The following is a 16,251-nucleotide window of genomic DNA, read 5'->3' as shown; positions in this document are numbered from 1 at the left end:
CGAATGAGCAGACTTGATTCCATGCTGCGCCGCCTGACAGCCCAACGTGACGGGCTGAATTGGGCCGCCGCGCAAATCGAGGGCACAGAAGGCGACGTGCTCGACATGGGGCTGGGCAATGGGCGCACCTATGATCACCTGCGGGAAATCCTGCCCGAACGCCGAATCTGGGTGATGGACCGGGTTCTGCAATGCCATCCGGACAGCACACCACCAGCCGCAGACTTCCTGCAAGGCGAGGCGGAACCGATGCTGGCGGAACTGGCCACACAAGGTCGCACGATCGCACTGGCGCATTACGATTTCGGGCGCGGCATCAAGACCGAAGACGTGGCCGAGGCGGCGCGCCTCAGCCCTCTGATCGCGCAGGTTATGCGCCCCGGAGGGTTGTTGATCTCGGGTCAGCCCCTTGTAGGATTCGATCAGATCGGGGGGCCAGAAACCATCGCTCCGGACCGGTATCTGTTCTACCGGGCCTGATCGGGCGCTGTGTTGCACGGAGACACCAGGATGGAGTTCACGCGTTACGCAATCTATTTCCTGCCCCCGCCCGAGGCTGATTGGGTTCGGTTCTGCACTGCGTGGCTGGGTTGGGACGTGGGCACGGGCCAGCCGGTTCCGCATCCAGAGCTCCCTGGCATCAATGTCGCAGCCGCTACGGACACGCCTCGCAAATACGGGCTGCACGCCACCCTGAAGCCGCCATTTCGTCTGCGCGATGGGCAAACTCTCGCAGCCTTGAAAGCCGCCTGTGCAGAACTTGCGCAAAAACAGCAGCCGGTGATTTTGCCAGGGTTACAGGTCACTCCGCTAGGCCGGTTTCTGGCGCTGGTTTCAGATGGTGACACCGGCCCCGTCAACGCGCTGGCCGCTGCCTGCGTGCGCGATCTGGACAGGTTCCGTGCCCCGCTGTCCGAGGTTGAACTGGCCCGCCGCCGCACCGCCAGACTGACGCCCGAGCAAGAGGCCAACCTCACCCTATGGGGTTATCCGCATGTGATGGACGGCTTCCGCTTTCACATCACCCTGAGCGGTAAGCTTGACAAAACTTCTCTGCGCGCAGTCAACAGCCTGCTGAAGACGCGGCTCGGACCTACGCTTCCAGCATCATTGGAAATCCGTGATCTGTCCCTGGTCGGTGAGGCCACCGATGGCCGGTTTCATCTGCTGCACCGCTATCATTTGGGTCAGTAAACCGGGGCCAAAAACAAATCCCGGCACTTCATCTTTTCAAAAGTACTCAAAATCACCCCCCCATCGTACGGCTCCCTCGGGCCCCATAAATCGCGGCCAATAGGACTACCCTTCAAAGCCCAAGGCGGTTATACGCGCTCGCAACCCAGATCCCACACGAGGCCCACCATGCGCTTTGACCGCTCCATCAAGATCGCGCCCTCCATCCTCTCTGCCGATTTCGCCAATTTCGGGCAGGAAATTCAGGCCATTGAAGCGCAAGGCGCAGATTGGGTCCATGTCGATGTGATGGACGGGCATTTCGTGCCGAACCTCACTTTCGGCCCGCCTGCAGTCAAGGCATTTCGTCCGCACGTGAAGACGGTGATGGATGTGCACCTGATGATCGCGCCGGTCGATCCTTATATTCAGGCCTATGCCGATGCAGGCGCCGATATCTTGACCGCCCATGTCGAGGCTGGCCCACACACGCACCGCACCCTGCAGGCCATTCGAGGTGCAGGCATGAAGGCGGGCGTGGCGCTGAACCCGGGCACTCCAGCCGAAGCAATCGAACATCTGCTGGACCTGACCGACTTGGTTTGCGTCATGACGGTGAACCCGGGCTTCGGCGGCCAGAAATTCATCGATATGACAGCCAAAGTGCGCCGCCTGCGCGAGATGATCGGCGATCGTCCGGTACATATCGAGATTGACGGCGGCGTTGATCCGACAACCGCACCTCTGGTCGCGGCAGCTGGCGCCGATGTCCTGGTTGCCGGGTCTGCAGTGTTCAAGGGTGGATCAGTGAGCAACCCATCTGTCTATGGCGACAACATTCGCGCCGTGCGCGCAGCTGCCGAAAGCGCGCTTGGCTGATCACTGGTACTCCCGCCAGTCGTCGACGTTCCTGACGGAACGCCTCCTCCTGTTGGGCCCGGCATCGCGCAAAGCGCGATGCCGGGCCCAAGGCCGCAAGCGGTAATGGCGTAGCCAATGCTGCGCGGGCGCGGGAGCATTCCGGTTGATGCGATCAACCCGATTTGTTCAGATCATCAAAGCTGAGGCCCTCGGCGACCAGTTGCTCAAGCAACGGCGCGGGTTGCCAGAAATAGGCATCCTCTTCGGACCATTTGCGGATATCGCTCAATACGGTCGGCAGCCCCTGCAGGTCTGCCCATTTCAGCGGGCCACCCCAATAGCGCGGAAAACCATAACCATAGAGCAGGGTGACATCCACATCCAGCGGCCGAAGCGCGATGCCTTCACCAACCACGCGCGCCGCTTCATTCACCATCGCGGTCATATAGCGCCGCACGATCTCAGCATCCGAAAAGCTGCGCGCCGTCAGCCCCTGCGCTGCCCGGTCCGCTTCGATCAGCGGCATCACCTCGGGGTTCGGAACTCCGCCACGCTGCCCCTGCTCATAGACGTAGAAACCTTTGCCCGTCTTCTGGCCAAAATGCCCTGCCTCGCACAACTTGTCGGCATAGAAACTGTCGCGCGCGCGCGGGTCCATTCCCGCAGCGCGTTTGCGCTTGCGTGAAGCCCATCCAATATCCAACCCGGCCAGATCGGACACCGCAAACGGCCCCATCGGGAATCCGAACCCCGTCATCGCCCTGTCGATCTGATACGGGGACGCTCCGTCCAGCACCATGTGATCCGCACAAGAGCGATAAGCGCTGAGGATCCGGTTGCCAATGAACCCGTCACACACACCAGCCCGGACCGAGACTTTGCCCAGACGTTTGCCCAATGCGAACCCGGTTGCCACCACATCCGGCGCTGTCCGATCCGCCACGACGATTTCAAGCAGCTTCATGACATGAGCGGGCGAGAAAAAGTGTAACCCGATCACATCTTCGGGCCGACTGGTGGATGCCGCGATCTCATTGATATCGAGATATGAGGTATTGGTCGCCAGAACCGTCCCCGCCTTACAGACCGCATCCAGCTGCGTGAAGACCTGTTTCTTGACATCCATGTCCTCAAAAACGGCTTCGATCACTAGATCAGAAGTGCCCAGCACCGCGTAGTCTGATGAAAGCGTCAGCCTGTTTTGCAGGATGTCGTCATGACCTTCGGGGCTCAGTTTCCCGCGTTTCACAGCACCTTTCAGATTTGCAGCAATCCTGTCTCTGGCTGCATCGGCCGCGTCTGACGACATTTCGAGCAGGACCACCGACAGACCTGAAAGCAATGCAGCAGTCGCTATGCCTGCACCCATTGTGCCGCCGCCAACGACACCGACCTGCTGCAGCGCGCGCGGTGCGATCCCTTCCAGTGCGGGGAGCTTCGATACTGCACGTTCGGCGAAGAAGGCGTGGATCAACCCTTTGCGCTGATCCGAGGCCATGAGTTCCATGAACAATTCACGTTCACGCGCCAGACCTGCCGCAAAATCTTCGGCCTCGCTGGCGGCCTGAACCGCGCGCACGGCCACCGCAGGTGAAAGCTGGCCCCGCCCCTTCTTCAGCACCGCATCATAGATCGCGTCAAAATCGACCGGGACGGGCGCGGGCATATCACAGACCGCACGGCGTGGCGCGTTGCCGGCGAGCAGTTCGCGCACATAGGTCAGCCCAATTTCGCGCGGCTCGCCCTCTTCCACACGATCCAGCACTCCCAGTTCCAACGCTTCGCGGGCCTGTACGTGCCGCCCGGTTGTGATCATGTCCAACGCGGCTTCTGCTCCGGTCAAGCGCGGCAATCGCTGGGTTCCACCGGCACCCGGCAGGATACCCAGATTGACCTCGGGCAGCCCGACCTTCGCCGAGGGTACCGCGATCCGGTAATGGCAGGACAGCGCCACCTCGAGCCCGCCACCCAGCGCGGTGCCGTGCAGGGCGGAAACCACCAGCAAAGGCGAGGTCTCGATACGGTTGCACAACGCAGGCAGAGACGGGTCCTGCGGGGGTTTGCCAAATTCCCGGATGTCGGCACCCGCGAAATAGGTTCGTCCGTCGCCATAGATCAACACAGCGCGCGCACCCTCGGCCTCGGCACGTTCGATCCCGGCCAGAATGCCACGGCGCACCTCAACCCCCAGCGCATTTACCGGCGGGTTTTGCGCGGCCAGCACCACGATATCATCGATTTTCACATAGCCGATCGCTTGGGACATGCGCCTGACCTCTCCACCCGAGTTTCATTCGCGACAAAGACTGGCCCGGTCCGGCCCGGTATTCAAGTATATTTTCGACCAACCGTTCGGTTTTTAAAACACAACACCGCTCTAACTGATATGTGAGCGCCACCAGAACCGGGGCGCGCTATCGTCTGCCTGTGCAGCTATAATTGTACTTTGCCCGATGCACGGGGCACTATCCAAAGATCAGCGCCATTAAAAGGAGAGCTAACATGTGCGATATTTGCGTGATGAATGCCGTGAAAGACCGAATGATGTCCCGGCGATCCTTCTTCAAGGCCGGGGCGTCGGTCGCGGCCGGCGCGGCGCTTGGGGTGGCCAGTACCCCCCCTGCTTTGGCGGCAGGCGCTGGTGAGGTCGTGGACATGACCCATATCTATGACGCCGATTTCCCAACCTATTTCGGACAACCCGGAATCGAGGCCACACAGGCCTTCAACTTCAAGGATCACGGCTTTAACCTGTTCAATCTTGCGGTCAACGAACATACCGGCACGCATATCGATGCACCACTGCACTTTTCAGCGGACGGCCAGTCTGTTGACGAGATCCCGGTATCCAACCTTGTCTGCCCGCTTTGTGTGGTCGATATCGCGGCACGGGCGGCTGAGGATGCGGATGCTCAGGTCACCCCGGATGATCTGAAGGCATGGATTGATGCCAACGGGCCGATACCTGATGGCGCTTGTGTGGCGATGCATTCCGGATGGGGGGCAAAGACGGCCACAACCGGTTTCCGCAATGCCGATGATGAGGGTAAGATGCACTTCCCCGGTTACCACGTCGAAGCTGCGCAGATGCTGATGGATGAAACCGGCGCTGTTGCGCTGGCCGTGGATTCTCTGTCTCTGGATCACGGGCCGTCAGCAGATTTTGCAACCCATTACGCGTGGCTGCCCACCAACCGCTATGGCATCGAGAATCTGGCCAATCTCGAAAAGGTCCCCGCCAGCGGAGCCACTCTGGTCGTTGGGGTCCCTGCCCATCGCGGTGGCTCGGGCGGACCGGCGCGGATTTTTGCGATGGTCTGAAGCAACGGCAGGCAAATTGACGCAGCATTTGGGCAGAGCGTCGGCTCTGCCCTTAATTTTATGGGAAAGTCGCGGTTCTTATGCCCTGAATTGCACTCGCTGCACGGCCGCTATGACCTGTGTGATGTGGCCACATTACCGGGCTTGCGATAGGCAGATAGCCGAAATTCAGCGATCAGCGGGACCCGGATATATGCGATCATCAGCAACGCAAAATTTTTCCCTGCACTCAGCCTTTGAAGCGACCACTGATATTGCCAGGGGCATTCTGCAGGCCATCACAGAAATTGGCAGCGCGCGTGTAAAAGTCCGCAAGATTCAGGCGCTCTGGCCCCTGTCCGACGCAGAGCTGGACGCTCGCGGTCTGCGCCGCGAAGACATTGTGCGACTGGTCATGGCCGACGTGATCTGACCAACTCAGATCACTCTTCATAAAACAGCCCGCAATCCTGCGGGCTTTTTCTTTGGGTCGGACCAATACGTTACCGTTTTCTAGATTTTGAAGAGATTACGTTACATTTTACTTGCCGCGAATCAGTGTCGAGCTTATTAACCGACCTACCGGTCACTTAATGACACGGCATCAAAATCGGAGCCCTCGCCCAATGGACGCCTTTATCTGCGACGCTCAGCGCACCCCAATCGGACGGTATGGCGGAAGCCTCAGCCAGGTGCGGACGGATGATCTGGCGGCGATCCCCATTGCTGCCCTGATGGCGCGCAACCCGCAGGTCGACTGGGCGAGCGTGGACGACGTGATCTATGGCGACGCCAATCAGGCGGGTGAAAGCAACCGCAATGTGGCGCGGATGGCCGCATTGCTGGCGGGGCTGCCCATCGATGTGCCCGGCACGACGATCAACAGGCTCTGTGCCTCGGGTATGGACGCGGTGGGCATGGCGGCCCGTGCGATCCGGGCCGGGGATTATGACATGGCCATCGCCGGGGGCGTCGAAAGCATGTCGCGCGCGCCTTTTGTGATGCCCAAGGCAACCTCGGCCTTTTCGCGCGCCAATACGGTTTATGACACCACGATCGGCTGGCGCTTCGTGAACCCGAAAATGCGGCAAAATTATGGCATCGACTCTATGCCCGAAACAGCAGATAACGTAGCGGAAGCTTATGGCATCAGCCGCGCCGATCAGGACGCCTTTGCCGAACGCAGCCAGGCCCGCTGGGCCGCGGCGCACCAGACCGGGGTGTTTCAGGAGGAGATCACCCCGGTCACAATCCCGCAGCGTAAAGGTGATCCGGTGGTCGTCGACACCGACGAGCATCCGCGCCCGGGGACCACAGCCGAGAAACTGTCAGGCCTGAAAGGCATCAACGGGTCGGACAAGACCGTAACCGCCGGGAACGCATCCGGGGTGAACGACGGGTCGGCGGCCATTCTGATGGCGAATGAAGCCGCGGCAGCAAAGAACAATCTGACCCCGATGGCCCGCGTGGTTGGAATGTCCGTGGCCGGGGTCGAACCACGCGTAATGGGCATTGGCCCGGTTCCAGCCAGCCAGAAGGTGCTGGCCCGTGCCGGGCTCAGCATCGATCAGATGGATGTGATAGAATTGAACGAGGCTTTTGCCTCGCAAGGTCTTGCGACGCTGCGCGAGTTGGGCGTGGCGGACGACGCCCCGCATGTGAACCCGAACGGAGGCGCAATTGCGATTGGCCACCCTCTTGGGATGAGCGGTGCGCGGCTGGTGATGACTGCGGCCTATCAACTGCGCCGCACGGGCGGACGCTATGCGCTTTGCACCATGTGCGTGGGCGTCGGACAGGGCGCGGCACTTATTCTCGAACGCGTGTAAGGGAGGAGACCCGACATGTATGCTCAGATGATCAAGACTGCCGGAACAGGCGTAAAAACCCGCGAGGAGATGTCCGAGCAGGAACGCGCCTTTCAGGACAAGATCGACGCCGATATCAAGATCGAGCCCAAGGACTGGATGCCGGACGATTACCGCGCCACACTGATCCGTCAGATTGGCCAGCACGCGCATTCCGAGATTGTCGGCCAGCTGCCCGAAGGCAACTGGATCACCCGCGCGCCCACGCTGGAGCGCAAGGCCATCCTGCTGGCCAAGGTGCAGGATGAGGCCGGACATGGGCTGTATCTGTATTGCGCCGCCGAGACGCTGGGCGTCAGCCGGGACGAGATCACCGAGATGTTGCTGGACGGGCGCATGAAATACTCGTCGATCTTCAACTATCCGACGCTGAACTGGGCCGATATCGGCGCCGTAGGCTGGCTTGTCGATGGGGCCGCGATCATGAACCAGGTGCCGCTGCAGCGGACGTCTTTCGGGCCCTATTCGCGGGCGATGATCCGCATCTGCAAGGAAGAGTCGTTCCATCAGCGGCAGGGCTATGACGCCATCCGCAAGATGGCCGAGGGCACGCCGGAACAGCGCCGAATGGCACAGGATGCCATGAACCGGTTCTGGTATCCGTCGCTGATGATGTTCGGGCCATCCGACAAGGACTCGGTCCATTCGGCCCAGTCGATGGCGTGGAAGATCAAGATCAACACCAATGACGAGCTGCGCCAGAAATTCGTCGACCAGACCGTTCCACAGGCGGAATATCTGGGCCTGACCATTCCCGACCCGGACCTGAAATGGAACGAGGAACGCGGGCACTACGATTTCTCGGAACCCGACTGGTCCGAGTTCTTCGATGTCATCAAGGGCAACGGCCCCTGCAATGTCGACCGTCTGGCCGCGCGCAATAAGGCTTGGGACGACGGCAAATGGGTGCGCGACGGGCTGCTGGCCCATGCCCGCAAGAAACGCGCCGCAAATCTGGCTGCAGAATAAGACTGCCCTGAGGAGGATACCAAATGAACAACGAATGGCCCCTGTGGGAAATCTTCATCCGCGGACAGCATGGTATGAGCCACCGCCATGTCGGATCGTTGCACGCACCGGACGCGGAAATGGCGATCAAGAACGCACGCGACGTCTATACCCGTCGCAACGAAGGCGTTTCGATCTGGGTGGTTGAGGCCAACAATATCTCGGCCTCGTCGCCCAGCGACAAAGGTCCGCTATACGAACCCAGCGAAAGCAAAGTGTACCGCCATCCGACCTTCTTCGACATTCCCGAAGAAGTGGGGGCGATGTAATGAGTGTCTCGGTTTCCAATGACGCTTTGGTGCAGTTCCTGCTGCGGATGGGGGACAATACCCTGATCCTCGGCCACCGCGTCAGCGAATGGTGCGGTCATGCGCCGGTGCTGGAAGAAGACATCGCGCTGGCCAATACCGCCCTGGACCTGATCGGCCAGACCCAGATGTGGCTGGGCCTCGCGGGTGAGATCGACGGCGGCAAATCCGCCGATGATCTGGCCTTTCTGCGCGACGCGTGGGATTTCCGCAATGTGCTGCTGGTCGAAATGCCGAACGGCGATTTCGGCCGCACCCTGATGCGCCAGTTCCTGTTTGATGCATGGCATTCGATCATGCTGGGGCGTCTGATGACATCCTCTGACGAACGGGTCGCGGCGATTGCCGCCAAGGCCAACAAAGAGGTCACCTATCACCTCGAACGCTCGGGCGACACGGTGGTCGGGCTGGGCGACGGCACCGAGGAAAGCCATGCCCGGATGCAGGAGGCGCTGGATTATCTCTGGCCCTATGTGGGCGAGATGTTTGCCAGCGATGATGTCGATACCGAGATGGTCGCGGCGGGGATCGCCCCGAGCCCGGCTGATCTGCGCGCAGAATATGACGCTCTGGTCGGGCGCGTGCTGTCCGAGGCAACCCTGACCATTCCCGAAAGCCGCTTTGCCCACAAAGGCGGGCGCGACGGGCGGATGCATACCGAGCATCTGGGCCATCTGCTGACACAGATGCAATGGCTGCAACGCGCCTATCCCGGCGCGACGTGGTAAGGGCTGATGCGGGCCTCGACCGATCAGGTGTGGGAATGGCTGGACGCGGTTCCCGACCCCGAAATCCCGGTGATTTCGGTCGTCGATCTGGGCATCGTGCGCGATGTGCGGTGGGATGATGACACGCTGAAGGTGACGGTCACACCGACCTATTCCGGCTGCCCGGCAACATCGGTCATCAGCATGGATATCGAAACCGCACTGCGCGATCACGGGATCGACGAGATACGCATCGAGACCAGCATCGCCCCCGCATGGACCACCGATTGGCTCAGCGACAAGGGTCGCGCCCGACTTGAGGAATACGGCATCGCCCCGCCCCAGCCCGCCGGTGGACCCGAACGCTGCCCCCATTGTGGCAGCAAGGCGGTCGAGAAGGTCAGCCAGTTCGGCTCGACCCCGTGCAAAGCCCATTGGCGCTGCAGCGACTGTTTGGAACCTTTTGACTATTTCAAGTGCATCTGAGGGAGGATCACCGGATGGCACGCTTTCACGACCTGGAAGTCACCGACATTCAAAAAACCATCCGCGATGCGGTGGTGGTGACGTTGAAACCGGCCAATGGATCGGCCGAGGATTTTGACTTTACCCAAGGCCAGTACCTGACCTTCCGCCGCGATTTCGACGGGGAAGAACTGCGCCGGTCCTATTCGATCTGCGCGGGCAAGGATGAGGGCATTCTGCAGGTAGGGATCAAGCGTGTGGATGGCGGCGCATTCTCGACCTGGGCCAACACCGATCTGAAGGTGGGCGATACGGTGCAGGCGATGCCGCCGATGGGCAGTTTTCACACCGCGATCGATCCGTCCGCCGAAAAGCAGTATCTGGGCTTTGCCGGCGGGTCAGGCATCACGCCGGTTCTCTCGATCCTCAAAACCACGCTCGCACGGGAACCGCATTCGCGGTTCACGCTGGTCTATGCCAACAAGGGCGTGAACACGATCATGTTCCGGGAAGAGCTTGAGGATCTCAAGAACCTCTACATGGGCCGCCTGAACGTCATCCACATTCTGGAAACGGATGCGCAGGAAATCGAGCTTTTCACCGGTCTGGTCACGCAAGACAAATGCGCGGAACTTTTCGAACACTGGATCGATATCCAGAATGTTGACACGGCCTTTATCTGCGGACCCGAGCCAATGATGCTGGGTATCGCCTCAGCCCTGCGGGCGCACGGGCTGAATGACGGGCAGATCAAGTTCGAACTCTTCGCCAGCGCCCAGCCCGGCCGGGCCAAACGCAAGGTAAGTGCTGCGGACACGGCCTCTCAGGCGAACCAGACCAGTGCCTCGATCACGATGGATGGGGCGACGCAGACGATCACCATGCCCAAGGATCAGTCGATCCTTGACGCCGCGTTGGAGAATGCGATGGACGCACCTTATGCCTGTAAGGCCGGGGTCTGTTCGACTTGCCGCTGCCGGGTGCTTGAGGGCGATGTCGAGATGGTCGCCAATCACGCGCTGGAAGACTACGAGGTCGAGAAAGGCTATGTCCTGAGTTGTCAGGCCTATCCGCTGACCGACACCGTGGTCGTGGACTACGATCAGTAGACGGAGGGAACGATGGCTGAAGACATGACAATCGAGAGCTATCTGGCAGCAGGTGGCGTACTGAGTAACCCGACCAATGTGCCGCCTCGTTACCGCGCCGAGTTGATGAAGTTGATGGCGACGTTTGTGGACAGCGAACTGGCGGGGGCGGCTGGTTTTGCCGACATCATCAATCAGGGTCCCGGTATCAAGGAACGTATCGCGGCGGCGAAGATTGTGCTGGAAAAAACCGACAACGCGGATCGTGTCCTGAATATCATGGGCGAGTTCGGGGCCAATATCGACCGCTATGCCAATCACCATCCATGGACCACACGTCTGGATCGCGATGCGGATATCGGGGCCACGCGATCCGAACACGACATGCGCCTTGCGGTGTTCAACTATCCCATTGAGGGGTGGGAGGACGCCGTTGTGATGAACCTGCTGATGAGTCAGGCCGTTGCCGTTCAACTCGCTCAATTCTCGCAAATCTCCTATCAGCCTCTGGCCGAAGCCTTCCGCGAGATTACTCCGGTCGAGGCACGCCATGGGGAATTGGCCCTTGAGGGCGCGCTGAAGCTGATCGAACAGGGCAAGGCTGCCAAGATGCAGGAATCGGTTGATTATTGGTGGCCCCGCGTGGCGGCCAGTTTCGGAGCCGGAACCGCAGAGAAAACCGAGACCCTGCGCAAGCTGGGGCTACGGCAAGCGACCGGGGCCGAGATGAAAGATCAGTGGGTGGCGAAAGCGACCGAGCAGGTCGGCAAACTGGGGCTGACTGCGCCGTGACCTTTACGGCTGGCGTTTTCGGCTAAGCAACCCATATTTCACAGCCAATCCGCGAAAGGACCGACGCTTGCGACGGTCTTTTTTCACTACCTGCTGGTCCTGCACGCCCCTTTTGCGGTTGAACTCGAACACATCAATCACGCGTTCGGCGCAGCCGCAGGCTTCGCCCAGACCAACTTTGGCAAAGTAGAATTTGTCGAAACGCTCAGGGCTATTCATGAAGGGCCTCCGCCCTTATTCAAACCCATCCGGGCGACAGATCCAAATCAACTCTGCGCCAGCCTCGCATCAAAGACCGTCAACACCTGACAAAGTCAGATCGCTGACCAGCGCGGCGTAGTCGCTGCGCGCCTCGGCATCCGCGCCTGCATTCCACATGTAAAACCAGTTCAGCATCCCGAATACGGACATGGTGGTGGCCCGCAGCTTGGCCGCATCATCCCTGAACGTTGCTGGTGCAATGTTCGCGATGATGTCGCTGACAAACACCACCAGATCCCGCTGATATCCGCGCAGCAGTTTTTGCTGATCCTCGGGCAAGGCGGACATGCCGCTTGTCTGCACGCGGTGCTCGTCATCTACGCCCTGATAGGCCAGCAGGATTTCCCGCATCACGCGCCTTAGGCGATCCGCCGGCTGCAGCCCCTCAAGGTCCAGCCCACAAATCTGGTCACGCAACTGCCGCAGATAGCTGTCGAGCATGTCGAACAGAATGGCGTCCTTGCTATCGTAGTAGTGATAGATATTGGCCTTGGATATCCCGCATTCACGCGCCAATTGAGACATCGACGCGCGGTCAAACCCCTCCTGCGCAAAGACGCGGGCGGCGGATTTCAGAATGCGAGCCCGCTTGTGGTCGTGGTCTTTTGCTATCGTGCGCGCCAAATCCTGACCCTCCGTCTCTGTCTCAGTTGTCGCGATTGTCGACAACGCGCCGGGCCTTGCCCTGCGAACGCTCGACCTCGCCCGGCTCGCCTATATCGATCTCGGTCGAAATGCCAACCACCTCTTTGATCCGGCGTGACAGCATCCGGGCGGCGGCGGTTTTGCTCAGCTCATCCGCGGCATCCGGCGTCGCCTCGACATGCACGCGCATCGCGTCCATCCGCCCTGCCTTGTAGAGTTCGATCTGGTAGTAGGGCGCAAGACCCCCCGTTGCCAGCACCTGTTCCTCGATCTGGCTGGGGAACACGTTCACGCCGCGCAGGATGATCATGTCGTCCGAACGTCCTGTGATCTTTTCCATCCGCCGCATCGACCGCGCCGTGCCGGGCAGCAGTCGGGTCAGATCACGGGTGCGATAGCGGATCATCGGCAGGCCCTCTTTGGTCAGGGTGGTGAAGACAAGCTCGCCAATCTCACCATCGGGAAGAACCTCGCCTGTCACGGGGTCGATGATCTCGGGAAGGAAGTGATCCTCCCAGATCACGGGCCCGTCTTTGGTCTCGACGCATTCATTGGCGACGCCTGGCCCCATGATCTCGGACAGACCATAGATGTCGACGGCATGCATGTCGAAAGCTTGCTCAACCTCGGCACGCATCGAATCCGTCCAGGGTTCGGCGCCGAAGACACCAACAGCCAGCGAGCATTCGCGCGGGTCGAGGCCAACCTTATGATATTGCTCAAGAATATTCAGCATATAGGAGGGCGTCACCATGATCCCGTCCGGTTTGAAGTCGGTGATCAGATCGACCTGCTTGCCGGTCTGTCCGCCGCTCATCGGGACGACCGTGGCCCCCAGACGTTCGATCCCGTAATGCGCACCCAGACCGCCGGTGAACAGGCCATAGCCATAGGCGTTGTGCACCATATCGCCCCGGCGCAAGCCGCTGGCCCGCAAAGACCGCGCCACCAGATCCGCCCAATTGTCGATATCACCCTGCGTATAGCCCACCACGGTTGGCTTGCCGGTGGTCCCTGACGAGGCATGAACGCGGATGATCTGTTCGCGCGGGACGGCGAACAGGCCAAAGGGATAGTTCTCACGCAAATCGTTTTTGTAAGTGAACGGAAACCGCGCCAGATCGCTGAGCGATTGCAGGTCGTCCGGATGCACCCCGGCCTCGTCGAACCGCTGCCGATACATTGGCACGTTGTCATAGGCATGGCGCAGAGACCACTTGAGCCGGTCCAGCTGAAGCCCACGAATTTCATCAATCGAGGCGATTTCGATCGGATCGAGATCCGCCTTGTTCGGAGTAAGATCCTTCATGCCATCCCCCTTATCTCAGGTCTCGTCAAACACCGGCCCTTTGACCGCGCGGGAAAAGCCCCGAAACTCTGCGATCTTCTGGCCGGTCTGGTTTGTTACGGTTACGTCATAGATGCCGCTGCGCCCGGTCAGGCTCAGTTCCGTCGCGCGGGCCGTCAGCAGGTCGCCGGATTGCGCGGGCGCGACGTAACTGATCACATTATGCTGTGCGACGGTGGACTGGTTGCGGCTGTTGCAGGCAAAGGCAAAGGCGCTGTCGGCCAGCATGAAGGTCACGCCACCATGGCAGATACCATGCCCGTTGCAGTGATGGTCGGCCACCTGCAACGCGAGCGTTGCGGTGCCCTCATCCATCTCGACCAGTTCCATCCCCGCCCATTGCGAGGCATTGTCCCGTCCCCACATGGCGGCGCCAGCCTTTTGGGCGCGTTCCTTCGGCGTCATCTCATTCCCCCCGAAACACCGGCGCGCGTTTCTCCAGAAACGCGGTGACGCCTTCGGCATAATCCGCACTTTCGCCGCAGGTTTTCATCGCGTCCGCCTCAATCTCCAGATGATCGGTCAGCGTGTTCACGGCAGCCGCCTGTATCGTCTGTTTTGTCAGACCCAATCCCAACGTAGGCCCATTTGCGAATTGTTCTGTCAGCGCGCGCGCCTCGGGCATCAGATCAGCGTCGGGTATCGCCTTCCAGATCAGCCCCCAATCCGCCGCCTGCTGAGCTGGCAACGGCTGCCCGGTCAGGGCCAGACCTTTGGCCCGCGCCTCGCCCAGCAGATGCGGCAAATGCCAACTGCCGCCCGTGTCAGGGATCAAGCCGACCTTGGAAAACGACTGGATGAACTTGGCAGAATCCGCGGCCAGAACCACATCGCAAGCCAATGCGATATTCGCACCCGCCCCGGCCGCAACACCGTTGACGGCGCAGACTACCGGAAGATTCAGCGACCGGATCAGGCGCACCAAAGGGGCATAAAAGGTGCGTACCGTATAACCCAGATCGGGCGGACCTTCCATCGTTGCGGGGTTTCGATCCCCCAAATCCTGTCCCGCACAGAAGCCACGACCGGCCCCGGTCAGCAGCACCGCTCGGGCTCCGTCATCGCGCGCGCCTTCGAGCGCAGCGCGCAGGGCATGGTGCATTTCATCGGTGAAACTGTTCAGGCGATCAGGGCGATTGAGTGTTATTTCAACCCATTGCCCCATATTCTGCGAAATAATCGTGTCGGACATGCCCGGTTCGCTTTTCATAAGTTACAACAAACTTCTTGCATAAACCGAACGGTTGGTCAATAAATTCTCCAAGCTTTTGTGACTCGGCGGTTCCGCAAGACCTGCTCAGAACCGTTGATAGTTACAAAACGAACCAATACCAGATTCACGACTTACGCTTTTGAGGAGGAGACCCGGTCATGAAATTCACCAAGCTCACCACACTGCTGGCTTCGGCAACATTGGCGGTGTCAGGCACCATCGCCTTTGCGGCCGATTACACGCTGACGATTTCCAGCTGGGCCCCGCCCACCCATGGCATCAACGCAAAGATGTGGCCCAAATTCGTTGAGATGGTGGAAGAGGCCACCGACGGGCAGGTCACCGCCGAGCTGAAACTGGGCATTGCCCCGCCGCCGGCGCAGATGGACCTGATCATGGACGGTGCCGCCGATGCCTCGATCATCTTCCACGGTTATCAGCCGGGCCGTTTCGTCACCACCAAGCTGATCGAACTGCCAGGTTATGAAGGTTCGGCCGAAGAAGCCTCGGTCGCTTATTGGCGCGCCTATGACCAGCACCTCAAGGCCGCGGATGAGCATCGTGGCGTCAAGGTCATCGCCCTGCACACGCACGGCCCCGCGCAGTTGCATTCCAGCACGCCGGTCACCTCGCTGGAGGAAGTTTCCGGCCTGAAGGTACGCATCCCCGGCGGCGTTGGCGGTGATGTCGGTGCGGCGCTGGGCGCAACCGGCATTCAGGTGCCCGCCCCCAAGGTCTATGAAACGCTGGCCTCCAAGGCTGCTGATGGTGTCGTCATGCCGCTGGAATCGCGCAAGGGCTTCAAGCTGACCGAAGTGGCGCAGAACGTCTATGAAATGCCGGGTGGCCTTTATCGTGGTTCGTTTGCCTTCATCATGAACGAAGACACATTTGCCGATCTGCCCGCAGACCTGCAGACAGCGCTTGAGGAAAACGTGTTTGGCGAACCGCTGAGCCGCGAGATCGGCAAGATCTGGGACGAGATTGACGCCACCGGTCGTGAAGCGACAGAAGCTGCGGAAGGCAATGCCATCAACGCCGCCACCGACGCTGACATGGAGAAGTTCTCGGCCATCGCCGAAGACATCCGTGGCAAAGTCATCGCCGAAGTTGACGCAACAGGCGTCGACGCGCAGGCCGCCTATGACATGATCAAATCGGAAATGTCCTCGAACTGATCCGAACGCGGGGCGGCCATATGCGCCGCCCTGCCC

General features: G+C 60.3%; 19 protein-coding genes. 13 read left to right on the top strand and 6 right to left on the bottom strand.

The window, feature by feature from the left end; all coding sequences use genetic code 11:
- Window positions 1-3: 3 nt before the first annotated feature.
- From ACR0K9_RS00210 to rpe, 3 genes are all read left to right on the top strand, one after another.
- Window positions 4-480, top strand: a complete 477-nt coding sequence (locus ACR0K9_RS00210) for a class I SAM-dependent methyltransferase (RefSeq protein WP_480534013.1) — start codon at window positions 4-6, stop codon at window positions 478-480.
- A gap of 30 nt (window positions 481-510) precedes the next feature.
- On the top strand, window positions 511-1,194 hold the full coding sequence (locus ACR0K9_RS00205; protein WP_480819822.1) for a DUF1045 domain-containing protein: 684 nt from the start codon (window positions 511-513) through the stop codon (window positions 1,192-1,194).
- 168 nt (window positions 1,195-1,362) lie between these two features.
- A complete protein-coding gene (rpe, locus tag ACR0K9_RS00200; protein WP_480819820.1) occupies window positions 1,363-2,052 on the top strand; it encodes a ribulose-phosphate 3-epimerase in 690 nt (229 codons plus the stop codon).
- Window positions 2,053-2,206: 154 nt separating this feature from the next.
- Here rpe and ACR0K9_RS00195 read toward each other — a convergent pair whose 3' ends face one another.
- Complete coding sequence (locus tag ACR0K9_RS00195; protein ID WP_480819818.1) at window positions 2,207-4,300, bottom strand: 3-hydroxyacyl-CoA dehydrogenase NAD-binding domain-containing protein; 2,094 nt, start codon at window positions 4,298-4,300, stop codon at window positions 2,207-2,209.
- A gap of 236 nt (window positions 4,301-4,536) precedes the next feature.
- Between ACR0K9_RS00195 and ACR0K9_RS00190 the strand changes: the two genes are divergently transcribed.
- The 9 genes from ACR0K9_RS00190 (at window position 4,537) to ACR0K9_RS00150 (ending at window position 11,570) form a co-directional block, all read left to right on the top strand.
- Window positions 4,537-5,355: a cyclase family protein gene (locus ACR0K9_RS00190; protein ID WP_480819816.1), complete on the top strand. Its 819-nt coding sequence runs from the start codon at window positions 4,537-4,539 to the stop codon at window positions 5,353-5,355.
- A 193-nt stretch (window positions 5,356-5,548) separates the two neighbouring features.
- Window positions 5,549-5,767: a DUF1127 domain-containing protein gene (locus tag ACR0K9_RS00185; protein WP_480819814.1), complete on the top strand. Its 219-nt coding sequence runs from the start codon at window positions 5,549-5,551 to the stop codon at window positions 5,765-5,767.
- Between the two features lie 193 nt (window positions 5,768-5,960).
- Window positions 5,961-7,163, top strand: a complete 1,203-nt coding sequence (gene pcaF / locus ACR0K9_RS00180) for a 3-oxoadipyl-CoA thiolase (protein WP_480819812.1) — start codon at window positions 5,961-5,963, stop codon at window positions 7,161-7,163.
- Window positions 7,164-7,178: 15 nt separating this feature from the next.
- Complete coding sequence (gene paaA / locus ACR0K9_RS00175) at window positions 7,179-8,171, top strand: 1,2-phenylacetyl-CoA epoxidase subunit PaaA (RefSeq protein WP_480534027.1); 993 nt, start codon at window positions 7,179-7,181, stop codon at window positions 8,169-8,171.
- Window positions 8,172-8,194: 23 nt separating this feature from the next.
- Complete coding sequence (gene paaB, locus ACR0K9_RS00170) at window positions 8,195-8,479, top strand: 1,2-phenylacetyl-CoA epoxidase subunit PaaB (protein WP_170404692.1); 285 nt, start codon at window positions 8,195-8,197, stop codon at window positions 8,477-8,479.
- Complete coding sequence (paaC, locus tag ACR0K9_RS00165; protein WP_480819810.1) at window positions 8,479-9,246, top strand: 1,2-phenylacetyl-CoA epoxidase subunit PaaC; 768 nt, start codon at window positions 8,479-8,481, stop codon at window positions 9,244-9,246. Before paaB ends, paaC begins: the two co-directional genes overlap by 1 nt.
- Before the next feature lie 6 nt (window positions 9,247-9,252).
- Window positions 9,253-9,711, top strand: coding sequence for a 1,2-phenylacetyl-CoA epoxidase subunit PaaD (gene paaD / locus ACR0K9_RS00160; RefSeq protein ID WP_480534031.1), 459 nt, complete (start codon window positions 9,253-9,255; stop codon window positions 9,709-9,711).
- A 14-nt stretch (window positions 9,712-9,725) separates the two neighbouring features.
- Window positions 9,726-10,799 carry a 1,2-phenylacetyl-CoA epoxidase subunit PaaE gene (gene paaE, locus ACR0K9_RS00155; RefSeq protein WP_480819808.1) on the top strand — a complete coding sequence of 358 codons (1,074 nt, stop codon included), beginning with the start codon at window positions 9,726-9,728 and terminating at the stop codon, window positions 10,797-10,799.
- 12 nt (window positions 10,800-10,811) lie between these two features.
- Window positions 10,812-11,570 carry a Phenylacetic acid catabolic protein gene (locus ACR0K9_RS00150; RefSeq protein WP_480819806.1) on the top strand — a complete coding sequence of 253 codons (759 nt, stop codon included), beginning with the start codon at window positions 10,812-10,814 and terminating at the stop codon, window positions 11,568-11,570.
- Between the two features lie 3 nt (window positions 11,571-11,573).
- Here ACR0K9_RS00150 and ACR0K9_RS00145 read toward each other — a convergent pair whose 3' ends face one another.
- The 5 genes from ACR0K9_RS00145 to paaG all read right to left on the bottom strand — a co-directional run bounded on the left by ACR0K9_RS00145 (window position 11,574) and on the right by paaG (window position 15,016).
- The gene (locus tag ACR0K9_RS00145; RefSeq protein ID WP_480819804.1) at window positions 11,574-11,789 is read right to left on the bottom strand and encodes a hypothetical protein; all 216 of its coding nucleotides are present in this window, start codon (window positions 11,787-11,789) and stop codon (window positions 11,574-11,576) included.
- Window positions 11,790-11,858: 69 nt separating this feature from the next.
- On the bottom strand, window positions 11,859-12,455 hold the full coding sequence (locus tag ACR0K9_RS00140) for a TetR/AcrR family transcriptional regulator (protein ID WP_480534039.1): 597 nt from the start codon (window positions 12,453-12,455) through the stop codon (window positions 11,859-11,861).
- A 22-nt stretch (window positions 12,456-12,477) separates the two neighbouring features.
- Window positions 12,478-13,785: a phenylacetate--CoA ligase PaaK gene (gene paaK, locus ACR0K9_RS00135; protein ID WP_480534041.1), complete on the bottom strand. Its 1,308-nt coding sequence runs from the start codon at window positions 13,783-13,785 to the stop codon at window positions 12,478-12,480.
- A gap of 15 nt (window positions 13,786-13,800) precedes the next feature.
- Window positions 13,801-14,229 (bottom strand): hydroxyphenylacetyl-CoA thioesterase PaaI, encoded by a 429-nt coding sequence (paaI, locus tag ACR0K9_RS00130; RefSeq protein WP_480534043.1) that lies wholly within the window; start codon window positions 14,227-14,229, stop codon window positions 13,801-13,803.
- 1 nt (window position 14,230) lies between these two features.
- On the bottom strand, window positions 14,231-15,016 hold the full coding sequence (paaG, locus tag ACR0K9_RS00125) for a 2-(1,2-epoxy-1,2-dihydrophenyl)acetyl-CoA isomerase PaaG (protein WP_480819802.1): 786 nt from the start codon (window positions 15,014-15,016) through the stop codon (window positions 14,231-14,233).
- 179 nt (window positions 15,017-15,195) lie between these two features.
- Between paaG and ACR0K9_RS00120 the strand changes: the two genes are divergently transcribed.
- Complete coding sequence (locus ACR0K9_RS00120; RefSeq protein ID WP_480819800.1) at window positions 15,196-16,215, top strand: TRAP transporter substrate-binding protein; 1,020 nt, start codon at window positions 15,196-15,198, stop codon at window positions 16,213-16,215.
- Window positions 16,216-16,251: the final 36 nt, after the last annotated feature.

This window comes from Ruegeria sp. L12, assembly GCF_056531745.1.
Note: the sequence above shows the minus strand (reverse complement) of the source record. Positions and strands in the feature narration are given on the sequence as shown.